At 66.9% G+C, this 13,861-nt stretch carries 15 protein-coding genes; 4 read left to right on the top strand and 11 right to left on the bottom strand.

Translation table 11 applies throughout. The features are described from left to right. The first annotated feature begins 80 nt into the window (after positions 1–80). The gene (locus KYE46_RS07010) at positions 81–2,462 is read left to right on the top strand and encodes a glycogen/starch/alpha-glucan phosphorylase (RefSeq protein ID WP_219004442.1); all 2,382 of its coding nucleotides are present in this window, start codon (positions 81–83) and stop codon (positions 2,460–2,462) included. Positions 2,463–2,700: 238 nt separating this feature from the next. Here the strand turns inward: KYE46_RS07010 and KYE46_RS07005 are convergent, their stop codons facing one another. The 5 genes from KYE46_RS07005 to KYE46_RS06985 form a co-directional block, all read right to left on the bottom strand. Further along, entirely contained in the window at positions 2,701–3,738 is a 1,038-nt protein-coding gene (locus KYE46_RS07005) for a GGDEF domain-containing protein (protein ID WP_219004440.1), read from the bottom strand. Further along, on the bottom strand, positions 3,735–4,313 hold the full coding sequence (locus tag KYE46_RS07000; protein WP_219004438.1) for a heme NO-binding domain-containing protein: 579 nt from the start codon (positions 4,311–4,313) through the stop codon (positions 3,735–3,737). The genes KYE46_RS07005 and KYE46_RS07000 overlap by 4 nt, the downstream gene beginning before the upstream one ends. An 86-nt stretch (positions 4,314–4,399) precedes the next feature. Continuing rightward, positions 4,400–5,959 carry a trimethylamine methyltransferase family protein gene (locus tag KYE46_RS06995; protein WP_219004436.1) on the bottom strand — a complete coding sequence of 520 codons (1,560 nt, stop codon included), beginning with the start codon at positions 5,957–5,959 and terminating at the stop codon, positions 4,400–4,402. A 105-nt stretch (positions 5,960–6,064) separates the two neighbouring features. Then, positions 6,065–6,832 (bottom strand): HAD family hydrolase, encoded by a 768-nt coding sequence (locus tag KYE46_RS06990; RefSeq protein WP_219004434.1) that lies wholly within the window; start codon positions 6,830–6,832, stop codon positions 6,065–6,067. Position 6,833: 1 nt separating this feature from the next. Continuing rightward, complete coding sequence (locus tag KYE46_RS06985) at positions 6,834–7,112, bottom strand: DUF3572 domain-containing protein (protein ID WP_219004432.1); 279 nt, start codon at positions 7,110–7,112, stop codon at positions 6,834–6,836. 113 nt (positions 7,113–7,225) lie between these two features. Between KYE46_RS06985 and KYE46_RS06980 the strand changes: the two genes are divergently transcribed. Beyond that, positions 7,226–8,617 (top strand): diguanylate cyclase, encoded by a 1,392-nt coding sequence (locus KYE46_RS06980; protein WP_219004430.1) that lies wholly within the window; start codon positions 7,226–7,228, stop codon positions 8,615–8,617. A gap of 10 nt (positions 8,618–8,627) precedes the next feature. On the opposite strand, the gene KYE46_RS06975 is transcribed toward KYE46_RS06980, so the two are convergent. The 4 genes from KYE46_RS06975 to KYE46_RS06960 all read right to left on the bottom strand — a co-directional run bounded on the left by KYE46_RS06975 (position 8,628) and on the right by KYE46_RS06960 (position 10,701). Then, positions 8,628–9,116, bottom strand: a complete 489-nt coding sequence (locus KYE46_RS06975) for a periplasmic heavy metal sensor (RefSeq protein ID WP_219004428.1) — start codon at positions 9,114–9,116, stop codon at positions 8,628–8,630. Continuing rightward, positions 9,109–9,495, bottom strand: coding sequence for a mechanosensitive ion channel family protein (locus KYE46_RS06970; RefSeq protein WP_219004426.1), 387 nt, complete (start codon positions 9,493–9,495; stop codon positions 9,109–9,111). Before KYE46_RS06970 ends, KYE46_RS06975 begins: the two co-directional genes overlap by 8 nt. Beyond that, complete coding sequence (locus KYE46_RS06965) at positions 9,485–10,069, bottom strand: RNA polymerase sigma factor (RefSeq protein WP_219004425.1); 585 nt, start codon at positions 10,067–10,069, stop codon at positions 9,485–9,487. Before KYE46_RS06965 ends, KYE46_RS06970 begins: the two co-directional genes overlap by 11 nt. A gap of 98 nt (positions 10,070–10,167) precedes the next feature. Continuing rightward, positions 10,168–10,701: an EF-hand domain-containing protein gene (locus KYE46_RS06960; protein WP_219004424.1), complete on the bottom strand. Its 534-nt coding sequence runs from the start codon at positions 10,699–10,701 to the stop codon at positions 10,168–10,170. A gap of 164 nt (positions 10,702–10,865) precedes the next feature. On the opposite strand from KYE46_RS06960, the gene KYE46_RS06955 reads away from it, so the two are divergent. Continuing rightward, positions 10,866–11,273, top strand: a complete 408-nt coding sequence (locus tag KYE46_RS06955) for a DUF983 domain-containing protein (RefSeq protein ID WP_219004423.1) — start codon at positions 10,866–10,868, stop codon at positions 11,271–11,273. Beyond that, the gene (locus tag KYE46_RS06950) at positions 11,246–11,938 is read left to right on the top strand and encodes an NUDIX hydrolase (RefSeq protein ID WP_219004422.1); all 693 of its coding nucleotides are present in this window, start codon (positions 11,246–11,248) and stop codon (positions 11,936–11,938) included. The genes KYE46_RS06955 and KYE46_RS06950 overlap by 28 nt, the downstream gene beginning before the upstream one ends. A gap of 71 nt (positions 11,939–12,009) precedes the next feature. On the opposite strand, the gene KYE46_RS06945 is transcribed toward KYE46_RS06950, so the two are convergent. Further along, entirely contained in the window at positions 12,010–12,924 is a 915-nt protein-coding gene (locus KYE46_RS06945) for an EamA family transporter (protein ID WP_219004421.1), read from the bottom strand. A gap of 54 nt (positions 12,925–12,978) precedes the next feature. Further along, positions 12,979–13,854 (bottom strand): fatty acid desaturase, encoded by an 876-nt coding sequence (locus tag KYE46_RS06940; RefSeq protein ID WP_219004420.1) that lies wholly within the window; start codon positions 13,852–13,854, stop codon positions 12,979–12,981. Between the last annotated feature and the right edge of the window lie 7 nt (positions 13,855–13,861).

Below are 13,861 nucleotides of genomic sequence, written 5' to 3'. Positions count from 1 at the left end.
CGCGCACAAAGGCCGCCGCGGCATCTGTTACCTCGCGTCAAAACGTGGCACTCCGTCCCGGAAGAACAAGGGACGGCCCCATGAACGCGATGTCTGATTTCTCCTCCGAGGCGATGCGCGCGCGGATCGCGCAGCATCTGACCTACACGCTCGGCAAGGACAAGGCCCGCGCCAGCCTCTACGACTGGCGGATGGCCGTGAGCCACACGGTCCGCGACCTGATCGTGGAGCCATGGTTCGCCGCGACCCGCCGCACCTACGAGGCGCAGGGCAAGCGCGTCTACTACCTCTCGATGGAATTCCTGATCGGCCGCATCCTCGAGGACGCGATGATCAACCTCGGCCTGCGCCAGCAGATCGAGGCGGTTCTGGCCGAGGACGGCATCGCGCTCTCCGACGTGATCGAGGATGAGCCCGACGCCGCGCTCGGCAATGGCGGCCTCGGCAGGCTGGCGGCCTGCTTCATGGAATCCATGTCCACCATCGGTTGCCCCGCCTTCGGCTACGGCATCCGCTACGAACACGGCCTGTTCCGCCAGCGCTTCGAGGGCGGCCGGCAGGTGGAGACGCCCGAAGATTGGCTCAACCAGCCCCACCCCTGGGAATTCGAGCGGCCCGAGGCGGCCTACACGATCCCCTTCAAAGGCCATGTCCACGACGGCGTCTGGACCCCGGCCGAGACGGTCCTCGCGCGCGCCTATGACACGCCCGTCGTTGGCTGGAAGGGCGAATGGGCCAACACGCTGCGCCTTTGGGGCGCGCATCCGACCGAGCTCTTCGACCTCGACCGGTTCAATTCCGGCGATCACACCGCCGCCGCCCACCCCGAGGCGCTCGCCCGCACCCTCAGCCGCGTGCTCTACCCCGAGGATGCGACCGACGGCGGCAAGGAGCTGCGCCTGAAACAGGAGTTCTTCCTCGTCTCCGCCGCCCTGCAGGACCTGCTGCGCCGGTTCCGCCGCGAGTATGATGACCTCAACCTGCTGCCCGAGAAGGTGGCGATCCAGATGAACGACACCCATCCCGCGCTGGCCGGGCCGGAAATGATCCGCCTGCTGATGAGCGATCACGGCGTGGAATGGGACGCCGCCAAGCGCATCGCGCAAGGCTGCCTGAACTACACCAACCACACGCTCCTGCCCGAGGCGTTGGAGAGCTGGTCGACCTGGCTCATGGGCCGCGTCCTGCCGCGTCACATGCAGATCATCGAGCGTATCGACGCCGAGCATCGTGCCGCCACGGATTGCGCGCCCGAGCTCGGGATCGTCCACAACGATCAGGTCCATATGGGCACGCTGGCCTTCGTCATGGCCTCCCACGTCAACGGCGTCTCGGCGTTGCACTCGGACCTGATGCAGAACACCGTCTTCGCCGGGCTCGATGCGGCCTATCCGAACCGTATTTTGAACCAGACCAACGGTGTGACGCCACGGCGCTGGATGCGGCTGGCGAACCCGGCGTTGAGCGGGCTGATCACCGACATGATCGGCGCGGGGTGGGAAGACGACCTCGGCCGCCTCTCCGAGCTTGCGGCGTTTGAGGACGACGCAGAGGTCATCGCCCGTCTGCGCGCCGCCAAGCGCGCCAACAAGGTCGCGCTGGCGGAGTGGGTTCGTGAGAGACTGGGCGTCACGCTCGACCCCGACGCCATGTTCGACGTGCAGATCAAGCGTATCCACGAGTACAAGCGCCAGCTTCTTAACATCTTCGAGACCATCGCGCGCTGGCAGGCGATTCGGCAGGATCCGGAGGCTGACTGGACGCCGCGGGTGAAGATCTTCGGCGGCAAGGCCGCACCCGGTTATTGGGTCGCCAAGGACATCATCCGACTGATCAACGACGTCGCCGCCGTGGTGAACAACGATCCGCTGATGCGCGACCGGCTGAAGGTGATTTACCCGGCCAACTACAACGTCTCCATGGCCGAGCGGTTGATCCCCGCGGCGGATTTGTCGGAGCAGATCTCGACCGCAGGCAAGGAGGCGTCGGGCACGGGGAACATGAAGTTCACCATGAACGGCGCGCTGACGATCGGGACGCTGGACGGCGCGAACGTGGAAATCCGGGAGCGCGTGGGGGCGGAGAACTTCTTCCTCTTCGGCATGGACGCGGACGCGGTGCAGGCGCGCTATCTCGTGGCTGACCATGGCCGAAAGGCGATCCTCGAAAGCCCGGTGCTGGCGGAAGTCTTGCAGATCATCGCGGACGGGCGGTTCTCGCCTGAGGAGCCGGGGCGCTACCATGGGATCGTGGATGCGACCTGGAACCACGATCCGTTTCTGGTGGCCTCTGATTTCGATGCCTATCTGGCGGCACAGGCGCAGGTCGATGCAGCGTTCAAGGATCAGGATCACTGGCATCGGCTGGCGCTTCGCAACATCGCGGGGGCGGGACATTTCTCGTCGGATCGGACGATCCGGGGGTATATGGACGAGGTATGGGGCGCGCGGAGCTTGCTGTGAAGCCGGGCGTGCTCAAGCGTGCACATCATCTTAAGCTTCTGATATATAACAAGAAACCGCTTGCGCCTATTTGAAGCAAAAGGGGTGCTTTGCTCAGGACTGGCGTGAGGCGGACGTGGCTGCGGGTGCCGCCTCAAAGTTGCATACTGAAAGATCAGACGGCGAAAATTTCCCGATCTGCACTGCGAAATCTTGCCCTAATTCACGCGTGACCCTCGCCTGTCCGCCCGCCAAACCGTCACGGCGCGCGGGGAGGTTCATCGCCGGGGACACGGCCGCCAAGGTTGGAGATCACGAAGCGGCCCCGGCCGGCGTTCTTGGCCTGATAGAGCGCGCCATCGACGTCGGCGAGGACCTTTTCGATGGAGGGGCGCCTGTCATAGTGACAGGTGGAGACGACGCCGATGCTGGCCGAAACCTGACAGAGGTGTTCTTCTATACGAATGGGTCGCTCGATCCGTTCGATCAGGCGGGTGGCGATGCGTCCCGCGATCTCGTTTGACACCGCCGGGCGCAGAAGCACCAGAAACTCGTCGCCGCCGACGCGCGCGGGAAGATCGGAGCCGCGCAGCTCCTGCGTCAGGATGCGGCCAACCTCGACCAGCACCGCATCGCCGGCGGCATGGCCGTAGGTGTCGTTGACGTGTTTGAAGAGGTCGAGATCGAGGTGCAGCAGGCAGAAATCCTGACTGCGGCTGTTGAGCAGATGCTCCAACTCATCATCCATCGCGCGGCGGTTGCTGAGGCCGGTGAGCACATCGGTGCGGGCCTGCTGCTCGGCCGCGGCGTGGGCGGCTTGCAGGCGTTCGGAAAGGTGGCGGGACAGCCGCGAGGTCGAGGAATTCGCCTCGTGCAGATAGAGCAATTCCGTCGTCTGATCGCAGGGGGAGAAATCGTGCAAGGTGAGCGCATGATCTGCCACGGCCCGCGCGAAGGAGAGCCCGAGGGAGACATCGAGGATCATCCCGTCCTCCTCCGCCAGCGGCATGATCACGGCCCGCAGGGACAGGTGGTCGGCCGATCTGGGCGAAAGGCTGAGCCGCTGGCCCGCCCGTTTCCGAAGGCCCGCGAAATCGAAGACGTCGGCAGGGCGGCGGAGGTCGAAGACATCCAACAGTGCCTGCCCTGTCGCAGATGTGTCCCCCAGCAGCTTCGCCATCGTCGGGCCGACGTGGCGGATCTGCCCCGCCCCGTCGAGGACAATGTGCATCGGCATCAGGCTATCGAGCACCTCATGGCTCAGCGATATGGCGGGCGGCGGCGCAGCGACGTTCATGGCCCTGCCTCGGCCAGCAGGAATTGCCGCCCGGCCGCGTGATGGGTGTCGTGGATGGTGATGGTCAAACGCTCTGCCCGGCCGTCGAACGGTTCGAGATTGAGGATCGCGAGCGCGCCGTAATCATCGGCCATGGCCCGCAATGCACCCAGAAGGATGCCGCCAATCCCCGGCATCGACCAATGGGCCGTAACCTCGAATTCATCGGGGCCGATCTGGCGCACCGAGAACTCCGGCAGTTCGATATCGGGGATCGCCATGCGGCCGCGCTCGGCCAGTTCGTCCAGCGACAGGATAAATTCGGTGAAGCTTGCGCCGCCAAAGCGCAGCAGGCGGCGGAGCGGGTCGAGCGGTGGATGGGTGATCAGGTAGATGCCGAGATCTTCGAGCACCGAAATCTCGGGCAGGCTCATGACTTGCGTGACGGCGTTGAAGCACGAGAGCGTCAGCGCATCCTCGTAGCGCAGCATCGCTTCGAATTCATCGAACCGCAGGTCCGCAACGCTGCGCACTTCGTCCCAGACGTCCTTTCCATAGGTCTCGATGACGAACCCTTGCAGGGCGCGGTTGATCATCCCGTGCATCTCTTGCCGCGTCCTTTCGCAGGTGCCGTCTGCGGGACCTTACGGGACAAGAGTAAATATTTGCTTGCCGCCGCCGGTCAGAAATCCGTCGGCGCGCCGCCCTCGGATTTGCGGCGGGCGACGAAATCGGCCAATTCGTCGCGGATCGCGATGTCCATCGGCGGTGGCTCGAATTCATCGAGGATCGCCTTGTAGGTCTTGTGGGCCCGCTCGGCCGTCCAGACGGCGCCATCCAGCCGCCAGGCCTCGAAATTGCGCCAGTCCGACATGAAGGGGCCGTAGAAGGCATCCTGATAGCGGTCCTGCGTGTGCTGACAGCCGAAGTAATGGCCGCCGGGGCCGACCTCGCGGATGGCATCGAAGGCGAGATCGTCTTCCGAGGTGCCCAGCATCTCGGGCTCGAAATAGCGCTGGATCTGTTGCAATACCTCGCAATCCATCACGAATTTCTCGGGCGAGGCGATGAGGCCGCCCTCCAGCCAGCCGGCGGCGTGATAGATCATGTTGGCGCCCGCCTGCACCCCGGCCCAGAGCGAATTGGACGTCTCCCACATCGCCTGCCCATCGGGCACGTTGGCGGCGCAGACCCCCGAGGCGCGCATCGGCAGCTTGTAGTAGCGGGCCATCTGTCCGGTCATCTGGGTGGCGCGCATGTATTCGGGCGTCCCGAAAGCGGGCGCGCCGGACTTCATGTCGACGTTGGAGGTGAAGGTGCCGATCGCCACCGGGCAGCCCGGCGCGATCCATTGCAACAGCGCGATGGCCGCGAGCCCCTCGGCGATAGAAAGCGAGACCGCGCCGGAGAGCGTCACGGGCGCCATCGCACCGGCCAGCGTGAAGGGCGTCACGACGACAGGCTGGCCGCGCCGCGCAAGCCGCATGGCGCCGTCGAGCATGGGGAAATCGTGCTTGAGCGGCGAGACGGAGTTGATGTTGGTATACATCCGCGGCGTCGCCTCGAACTCCGCATCGGTGAGGCCGCCGGCGATGCGCACCATCTCCATCACGTCGTCGACGCGCTCGGCCCCGAGGGAATAGGCGTGGGCGACCTTGTCGGTGAGGGTCAGCTTCTCGAACAGGCAGTCGAGGTGGCGGACGGAGGCGTGCACGTCGATGGGTTCCACCGGGTAGCCGCCGGCGAAGTGGATGCAGTTGAAGTACTGCGTGAGCTTGATGAATTCGACGTAGCTCTCCATGTCGCCGGGGCGTTTGCCGCGCTCGAGATCCCAGGCGTTGGGCGGGCTGGAGACGTTGCCGAAGACCATGTAATCGCCACCCATGACGAGCTTCCGGTCGAGGTTGCGGGGCGTGACGGTGAAGGTTTCGGGGGCGCGGGCGATCATCTCCTCGACGAACTCGGGATCGAAGAAGACGGTCTGCCCCTCGGTCTTGCATCCGGCCTCGCGCAGGTGGCTGACGGCCTCGTTGTTGAGGAACTCGATGCCGATCTCGGAGAGGATCCGCATGGCGCCGCGGTGGATCGCCTCGACGCCCTCGGGCGGGAGCGGCTCGGTCGGGCGGTCGTTGTTGCGGGGCAGCCGCCAGGGCTGCTGGTCGATGGCATGGGCGCTGGCGCGGGCGGTGTTGGCGGCACGGCCACCGGCGCGGCGGCGACGGGGGGGAGAGGCATCGGTCATGGGGTGCGGCTTCCTCGTGAGATCTGCCCCGACCTTCGCCCATGCCCCCCCGCCCGCGTTTGGCGGATTGCGACGGAGGAGCGTCGTATTTGGGCCATCGGTGCCTCAGAGGCTTTCGAGCCAGTCCTCCAGCGCGGCGATGTCGGGCAGAACGATATCGGCATGGGGGGCGAGATCGGCCTCGGTCGCCACGCCGGTCAGGACCGCGACACAGGTGAAGCCCGCCGCGCGGCCGGCGTCGATGTCATGGGTGCTGTCGCCGACCATCACCAACGTCTCGGGCGCGAGGCCGGTGGCCTCGGCGAAGGCGAGACACATGCCGGGATCGGGCTTGGCGCCGTAGCCGCTGTCGAAACCGTTGACCATGTCGAAGAGGTCGAGGGCGTCCTGAGAGGCCAGCTGCGCGCGGGCGGCGCGTTCGGCGTCATTGGTGGCAACGCCGAGGCGGAACCCCTTGGCCTTGAGCGCCGAGAGCGTGGTGCGGAGCGGCACGGCGGGGGCGAGCGGCGTGTTGGCGGCCTCGGTAACCAGATATTCATGGATGTCCGTCAGGCTGCGGTGGGGCAGATGAACGGCGAGCGCCTCGGATATGTGGTGCGCGGGGCCGGCGATCACGAAGCTTTCGGGGCGGAAGCTGCGGGTCGGACGGTCGTAAGCCAGCGCGTCGGCAAGGGTCTGGGCGAGCGCGTCATCGCCCTCGGCCAATGCGCCGATCATCCGGTGGGCCCAGGCCCCCCAGGTGCCCTGAAAATCGAAGAGGACGCCGTCCTTGTCGAAGACGATGCCCTTGATCGGGCCGGCCGGAACGGGACGATCACTGGCTGCGGACGGCGCCGCCGCGGCGGTGGATTTGTCGGAAGAAGACAGCGTCATGTCAGGTCCAGTTCGGAAGGTTGCCGCCGGGCAGGCCCGCGCGGATGAGGGCGAAATTCTCGGCGGGGATACCCGTTGCCTCGGCGCCCTTGAGCACCCAGGCGTCGTCCATCAGCAGGAAGTCCATCATCGAGGCGAGGAATTCCGGATCAGCCGCCCGCGCGCGGAGATCGTCCTGCCCGACGCCCGTGGCGCCCATGAATACGGGCAGGATGTCTTCCTCTCCCGCCAGCCACGCGAGGAGCGCCAAGGCCTGTGTCTCGGCGATTTCTTGCTGCATGATTATTTATCCAACTATAATTAAAGAGTTTGTTAACTATTCGCCGTCAGGCTCCATTTACAGGAGCAGATCCGGGGAATCGACCGGTGATTGAGACGCGAGGTTAGGTGCACATGGCGGGACGGATTCTTGTCGTCGATGATGTGGCGACCAATCGCATCGTGATGAAGGTCAAGCTCACCGCCGCGTGCTACACCGTCGAGCAGGCCGAGAACGGGACGGACGCGCTGCGCCTCGCCCGTGAAACCAAACCGGACCTTATTCTACTGGACCTGATGATGCCCGACATGAGCGGGCTGGAGGTGTGCCGCGCGCTCAAGGCAGAGCCGGAGACGGCGGATATTCCCATCGTCCTGATTACCGCGCTCTGCGACCGCGCCGCGAAGATGGAGGGGCTGGAGGCCGGGGCGGATGATTTCCTGTGCAAACCTGTAGAAGAAGTCACGCTGCTGGCGCGGGTGCGATCGCTCCTGCGGGCAAGCGACTCGGTGCGGGAGCTGCGCGGTCGCGACGAAGGCGTCTCGGCTTACGGTTTCGCGGAGGCGGCACTGGGCTTCGAGCCCAAGGTGCAGCCCGGACGGGTGGCGCTGGTGGCGCCCGGCCCGCGCGGCGCGGTGTTGTGGAAGGCCGCCATCGAGGAACGTGTGGGCGGCACCGTCCAGATCATGCCGAAGGAGCTGGCGCTTGCCTCCGCCGCCGAGGCGGAAGCGCCGGATGTCTTCGTCATCTCGGTCGACCTCGGGCAGCGCAACGAGGGGCTGCGGCTGCTGTCGGACCTGCGCTCGCGCCCCGGCACGCGCCATTCGGCCAGCGTGATGATCCTGCCCGAGGGCGATACCGAACGCGCGGCGATTGCGCTGGACCTTGGCGCGAGTGACGTGTTGCACGACCCATTCGACGCGCAGGAACTGGCGATCCGCATCTCGGCGCAACTGGGGCGCAAGCGGCAATCGGACCGGATGCGTGCCGGCGTCCGCGCCGGGCTGGAGGCCGCGATCACCGATCCGCTCACCGGGCTCTACAATCGCCGATTCGCCCTGCACCGGATGGAGCAGATGCTGGCCCCGCCCGCCGCCGATCTCTCGGTGATGATGATCGACCTCGATTTCTTCAAGAACATCAACGACACCTATGGCCATCACGCGGGCGATGCGGTGCTGCGCGAGGTCGCCTTCCGCCTGCGCGGGCAGTTGAAGCCGAGCGACCTTCTGGCGCGCATCGGTGGCGAGGAATTCCTTGTGGTGCTGTCGGGTGCGGACCGCGAGGCGGCATCGGCGTGCGCCGAGCAATTGCGTGGCTGCATCGGCGCGGCGAGCTTCGACCTGGGCGATGGGTCGTTCCCGATCCGGGTGACCGCGAGCGTCGGGCTGACCCTGCCGGGCGGGCTTGGCGACGGCGTCCCCGTCACCGCGGAGGCGCTGATCCGGCAAGCGGACCGGGCGCTCTACGGGGCCAAGGCCCACGGGCGCGATCAGGTCAGCTACACCCAGGGCGCCGCCGCGTAAGCGACAGCTTTTACCGGCGCGGCCCGTGGCGGCGCATGACGCGGGCGAAGCTGTCGGCCAGTTCCGCCCGCTCTGCCGCATCCATGGTATCGATCTGATCCAACAGGGCCGCGTGGCCGGAGGCCTGCAGCGCGATCACCAGCTCCCGCGAGCTTTCCAAGGCGGCCTCGGCCCCTGCCCGGTCGAAGGGATCGGCGCGCAGGGCCTGCTCGATCCGGCGCAGGGCATGGCCCACGGCGCGGCGCTCCTCGCGGACTTCGATACCCGCTGCCTGAACGCGCTGGCTGAGTTCCTCGCGATCTTCCGACGACAGGGCCTGCGCAAAGGGGCCGAGCCCCAGGGTCCGCAGCGCGATGCCGTTGCCGCCGCGATTGCCCGCCGGGTCGGCGCGCAGGTATGCGCCCGCGACCATCCCCGCGACCGCGAGGTTCAGCGCCAGCGACAGCGCCAGCAGGATCTTCAGCCAACGCGGGCTGCGGGGTTTCACGCTTTCAGACATCACCGTCCTCCGTCCACAATGCCGCCATATCCGGCGTCACGGCATAGGCTTCCGCGTCATAGCTCAAGCCCGCGCCGCTGATCAGGCCCGAGATGGTATCGGGCGAATAAAGGCCGACCGCCAGCCCCATGACGCCGGCGGCGGTGATGCCGGAAATGGCGCTCCACCCGCCGAGCGCCCCGAGAAGGATCTCCAGCCACGAGCGGTTGGCCGGCGCGGGGTCCGTGGCCGCGCTCGGGACCGCCTGGGCCGCCGCGCGGGCGGCCTGTACCGCCTCGGCATCGGCCAGAACGCGGGCCATCAGATCAGGGCTCGGGCCGTCCGATCCGGCCTGCGCCAAGAGCGCATCCAGCGGGTCTTTCAGGGGTTCACGTGTCATATCCCAAAGCCTCCTTTTGATCTTCCAGCGCCGCCTTCAGCGCCCTTTTGCCACGGGCGGTCAAGCTCTCGACCGCCTCCACGCCGATGCCGAGGGCCTCGGCTATTTCCGGGTTCGCCAGACCCTCGATATGGCGCAGCACAACGGCCTGCCGTTGCCGCTCGGGCAAGGTGGCGAGGGCCGCGTCGAGGGCCGCGAAACGGCCCCTGTCCTGCAGTTGCGCCTCGGGGCCGGGGCCGTCGTCGGCGAAGTCATCATCGCCGAGTTCGACCGAGCGGCCGGAGCGGCGCAGGCGGTCGACGCAGAGGTTGGCGACAACCTTGTGCAGCCATGTCGCGGGCCGGGCGGGGCCATCGGCGCGCCAGTCCGCCGCCGCGCGCCAGAGCCGCAACATCGCGTCCTGCGCCACGTCTTCGGCGTCCGAGGCGTTGCCCAGCACCCGTTGCGCATGGCGGAAGGCGCGCGGCAACAGGCGCTCGCTCAACAGCCGCGCGGCCTGCGGATCGCCATTGGCGAAAAGGACCATCAAGGCCCCGTCGTCCAACGCGCCTAGCTCTGTCTCGGCCGTGCTCATCCTGCCTGTCTATCCTGCCGCTTGCCTTCGGGGAATGGGGCGTGGTGTGGAGAAGGGCCGGTCGTCGCGACAGGCCCCTCCCCCCGTGTTTCTGGCGCTTAGTTGCCGCGGCCGCCGTGGCGACGGCCCATCCGCTCCACCATGTTGGCGATGGCCTCGTTGAACTCCGCCTCGCTCACCGAGCCGTTGTTGTCCGCGTCCATGCGCTCGAAGAAGCGCTCGACGCCGGGGCCGCGGTGCTCGCCCCGGGCGCCGTGGCCGCGCCCATGGCCGCGACCGCCTCGGCGGCCTTCTTCGCGGGCGGTTTCCAGTTCTTCCGCCGTCAGCTCGCCGTTGCCGTCGGCATCCGCGCGTTCCAGCAGGCGGTCAACGCGGGTCTCGGCGCGTTCCTGCGACTGGGCCAGCAGCTCGGCGCGGGAGAGAGCGCCGCTGCCGTCGGTATCGGCATCGGAGAAGCGGTTGGATCCCACGGCCTGCAGCTCTTCGAGGGTGACCGCGCCGTTGCCGTCGGTATCGAGCTCGGAAAAGATCATCCGGGTCGGGCCCTGGGCGTCGGTGGCCTGCGCAAAGGCCGGAGCCGCTGCGGAAAGGGGGATCAGAAGGGCCAGCGTGCCTGCTTTGATAAGTGACATACGAGTATCTCCTTTGTTTTGCTCGTCTGCCTAGTCTCACGGGGGGGCGCGGCGGTTCCGTCGCAAAAAGTTTGCGTGGCCCACCTGCGCCCGCTTGCGCCCGCGCCTTCAAGTCGCGGGCACGGGCTCTTTACGCGCGCGGGGAGAGGGGCCATTTTGCGGCCATGACACAGAACGTTGATCCGATCCTCGCCCCCGACGCCGCGCTTGCCGCGCCGGCGGAGCGCCCCGCCTGGCCCGCGATCCGCAAGGGCATGCGCCACCGTTGCCCGAATTGTGGTGAGGGGGCGCTCTATGAGAAGTACCTCAAGCTGAACACGAGCTGCTCGGTCTGCGGCGAGGACCTCAGCCGCGCGCGGGCCGATGACGGGCCGGCCTACATGTCGATCCTCGTCACCGCCCATGTGATGGGCACGTTGCAACTGCTGATCTACGAGCTGTACCAGCCCTCGGCCTGGTTCATGGCGGTGAGTTTCAGCATCGGCGTCGTGATCATGGCGCTGGCGCTCTTGCCGCGCTTCAAGGGGCTGATTGTCGGCGTGCAATGGGCCAAGCGGATGCACGGCTTTTGATCGACAAATCCGCTATCCGTCACGCGGCCACGGGGATCGTGCTGCGCGACCGGGCGACGCGGCCGCGCGTGCTGATGGGCCAGCGGGGCAAGGATGCGGCGTTCATGCCCTCGAAGTTCGTCTTTCCGGGCGGCGCGGTGGATGCGGTGGACGCAACCATTCCTTTCGCGCGGCCCCCTGCCCCCGATTGCGCCACCCGGCTCGCGGTTGACGGGGGACAGCCGGAACCTCTCATGGCGGCGGCGGTGCGGGAGATCTGGGAAGAGACCGGTTTGCTGCTTGGCACGAAAGATCCACGCGCCGGCGAGATCGAGGCGCCCAAGGGCTGGCGCGGCTACCTTGCGACGGGGCATCTGCCGGACGGGGGCGCGTTGGAGTATATCTTCCGCGCGATCACGCCGCCGGGCCGCTCGCGCCGTTTTGACGCGCGGTTCTTCCTTGCCGATGCAGAGGCCCTCGGCTCGGACCCTGACGATTTCTCGGGCGCCGAGGATGAATTGAGCCATCTGCAGTGGATCCCACTCGACGAAGTGCGCAAGTTTGACATGCCCTTCATCACGGAAGTCGTGCTGGCGGAGCTGGCTGCGAAGGTCGAAGGCCGCGCGGCGCCGGGCGTGCCGTTCTTCGACAATTCCACCGAGGAAAGCCGGTTCCGGCGGTTGTGATCTGCGGCTGTGACGCGCCGGGGGCCAGCCCCCGGACCCCCGCCGTATTTACGAAAAGATGAAGGCGGGCCTCAGCCCTGCAGGCCGGCGCGCAGGATGAGGGCCAGCGAGGCGAGGATGAGGGCCACGCCGAGAAGCTCGTTGCGGGTTGTCTTTTCGCGCAGCCAGAAGGCGGAAAAGAGGAAGGTGAAGAGCAGCTCGACCTGACCCAGCGCTTTCACATAAGCCGCGGTCTGCAGGGCGAAGGCGATGAACCAGCCCATCGAGCCGAGCATCGAGGTGAGGCCGGTGAGCGACGAGACTTTCCACGCGGCAAGGACGGCGGTGATCTGGCCGCGCTCGCGCAGGGCGAGCCAGAGGCCGAGGGTGGCGGTCTGCACCAAAGTGGCGGTGAGCAGGGCCAAGGCCGCGCGCAGGGCCGCGTCGCCGCCGTCGAGCGCGAGGATCGCGCCGCGGTAGCAGACAGCCGAGACGCCGAAGAGCAGCCCCGAGGCGAGGCCGAAGCCCGAGGCCGCGTTGAAGATTCGCGCGCGCCACGGCAGGCCACTTTCGCGCGGCGGGTCGGAGAGGACGAGGACCCCTGCGAAACCCACGGCGATGGCGAGGAGGACGGGTGGCGAGACGGCCTCTCCCAGTACCACGAGGCCCACGAGCGCGGTGAGAATGACCTCGGATTTCTTCAGGGTGATGCCGACGTAGAAATTGCGCCGCGCAAACAGCGCAACGACGCAGGCGGTGGCCGACATCTGCGCCAGCGCGCCGATGATGACATAGGCCCAGTAGCCCGCGCCGATCTCGGGCCAGGGCTGCGCGGTGATCTGTTGGTAGAGCAGGAGCACTACGGCCACGAAGGGCGCGGCGAAGGCGAAGCGCGCCCAAGTGGCGCCGCCGGTCGAGAGGCTGGTGACCTTCAGGTGGCGCTGCAGCACGAAGCGCAGGTTCTGCATGAAAGCGGCGAAGACGGAGGCGATGATCCAGAGCGGCATGGTGACTTGAATGGGCCGCGGGACGCGCGCTGCCAAGCGAATTCTGCGCCGGGCTTATTCCTGCGGGTAGAGCGGGTGGGTCACCGGATCTTTGGCGCGCCAGAGGTGTTGGCGGAAAATCTGCGCGTAATTGGCGTAACGGTAGCCGTCGTTGCAGCGCAGATATTTCTGCCGGTTGGCCGCGTAGAGGCGTGGCAGGCGGTACCAGGGCACGCGCGGGTGCATGTGGTGGACGACGTGGAAGTTGTTGTTGAGAAAGAGAAAAGCGAGGGGGCCACGATCCTCGATGATGACGGTGCGGCCGCGCGCGCGGGCATGGGCCTGATGTTCAAGAAAGGTGCGGATCTTCAAAAGCGAGAGCGCGCCGTAGCAGGCGATGGCATAGGCCCAGAGGGGCGTGGGTGACGCGATGACCAGCGCCACGATTGCAGCACTGACAAGGGCGTGGATGGCCCAGGCGCGGGCGACGCCGGGCTGGCCCGTGCGGAAGGCGCGCGCGTCCGACAGCATGAAGCTGACCTGTCCGAGGAGCGGGCCCAGCAGCATCCGGCCTGCCAGCGTGTTGTTGGCGCGCAGGATCCCTTGCAGCGCGCGCGGCAGTCGGGCGAAGCGGCGTGGGTCCAGATAATTGCTTTCGGGGTCGTCATAGGGGTCGGTCAGGCTCGCGTCGCGGTGATGGGCCAGGTGCGTGTCGCGGAAGCGCAGGTAGGGGATGGCGAGGTTGAGGGAGCCGATGACCAGCGCCTCGGACGCGCGGCGGCTGGCGAAGGGATGGCCGTGCATCACCTCGTGCTGGAGCGAGGATTGCAATGCGATGAGCGGGATCAGCAGGAGGATCGCCGCCCCGACCCATGGCACGAGGAACAAGACGGCGAGCCATGTCGCGTAACAGGCTGAAATCAGGGCAAATGTGGGCCAACGTGTCTGCATGGAGCCT

The sequence above is a fragment of the Gymnodinialimonas ceratoperidinii genome (assembly GCF_019297855.1).
Classification (GTDB): domain Bacteria; phylum Pseudomonadota; class Alphaproteobacteria; order Rhodobacterales; family Rhodobacteraceae; genus Gymnodinialimonas; species Gymnodinialimonas ceratoperidinii.
The sequence above is the reverse complement of the archived record's forward strand: the minus strand, read 5'-3'. Positions and strand labels throughout refer to the sequence as shown.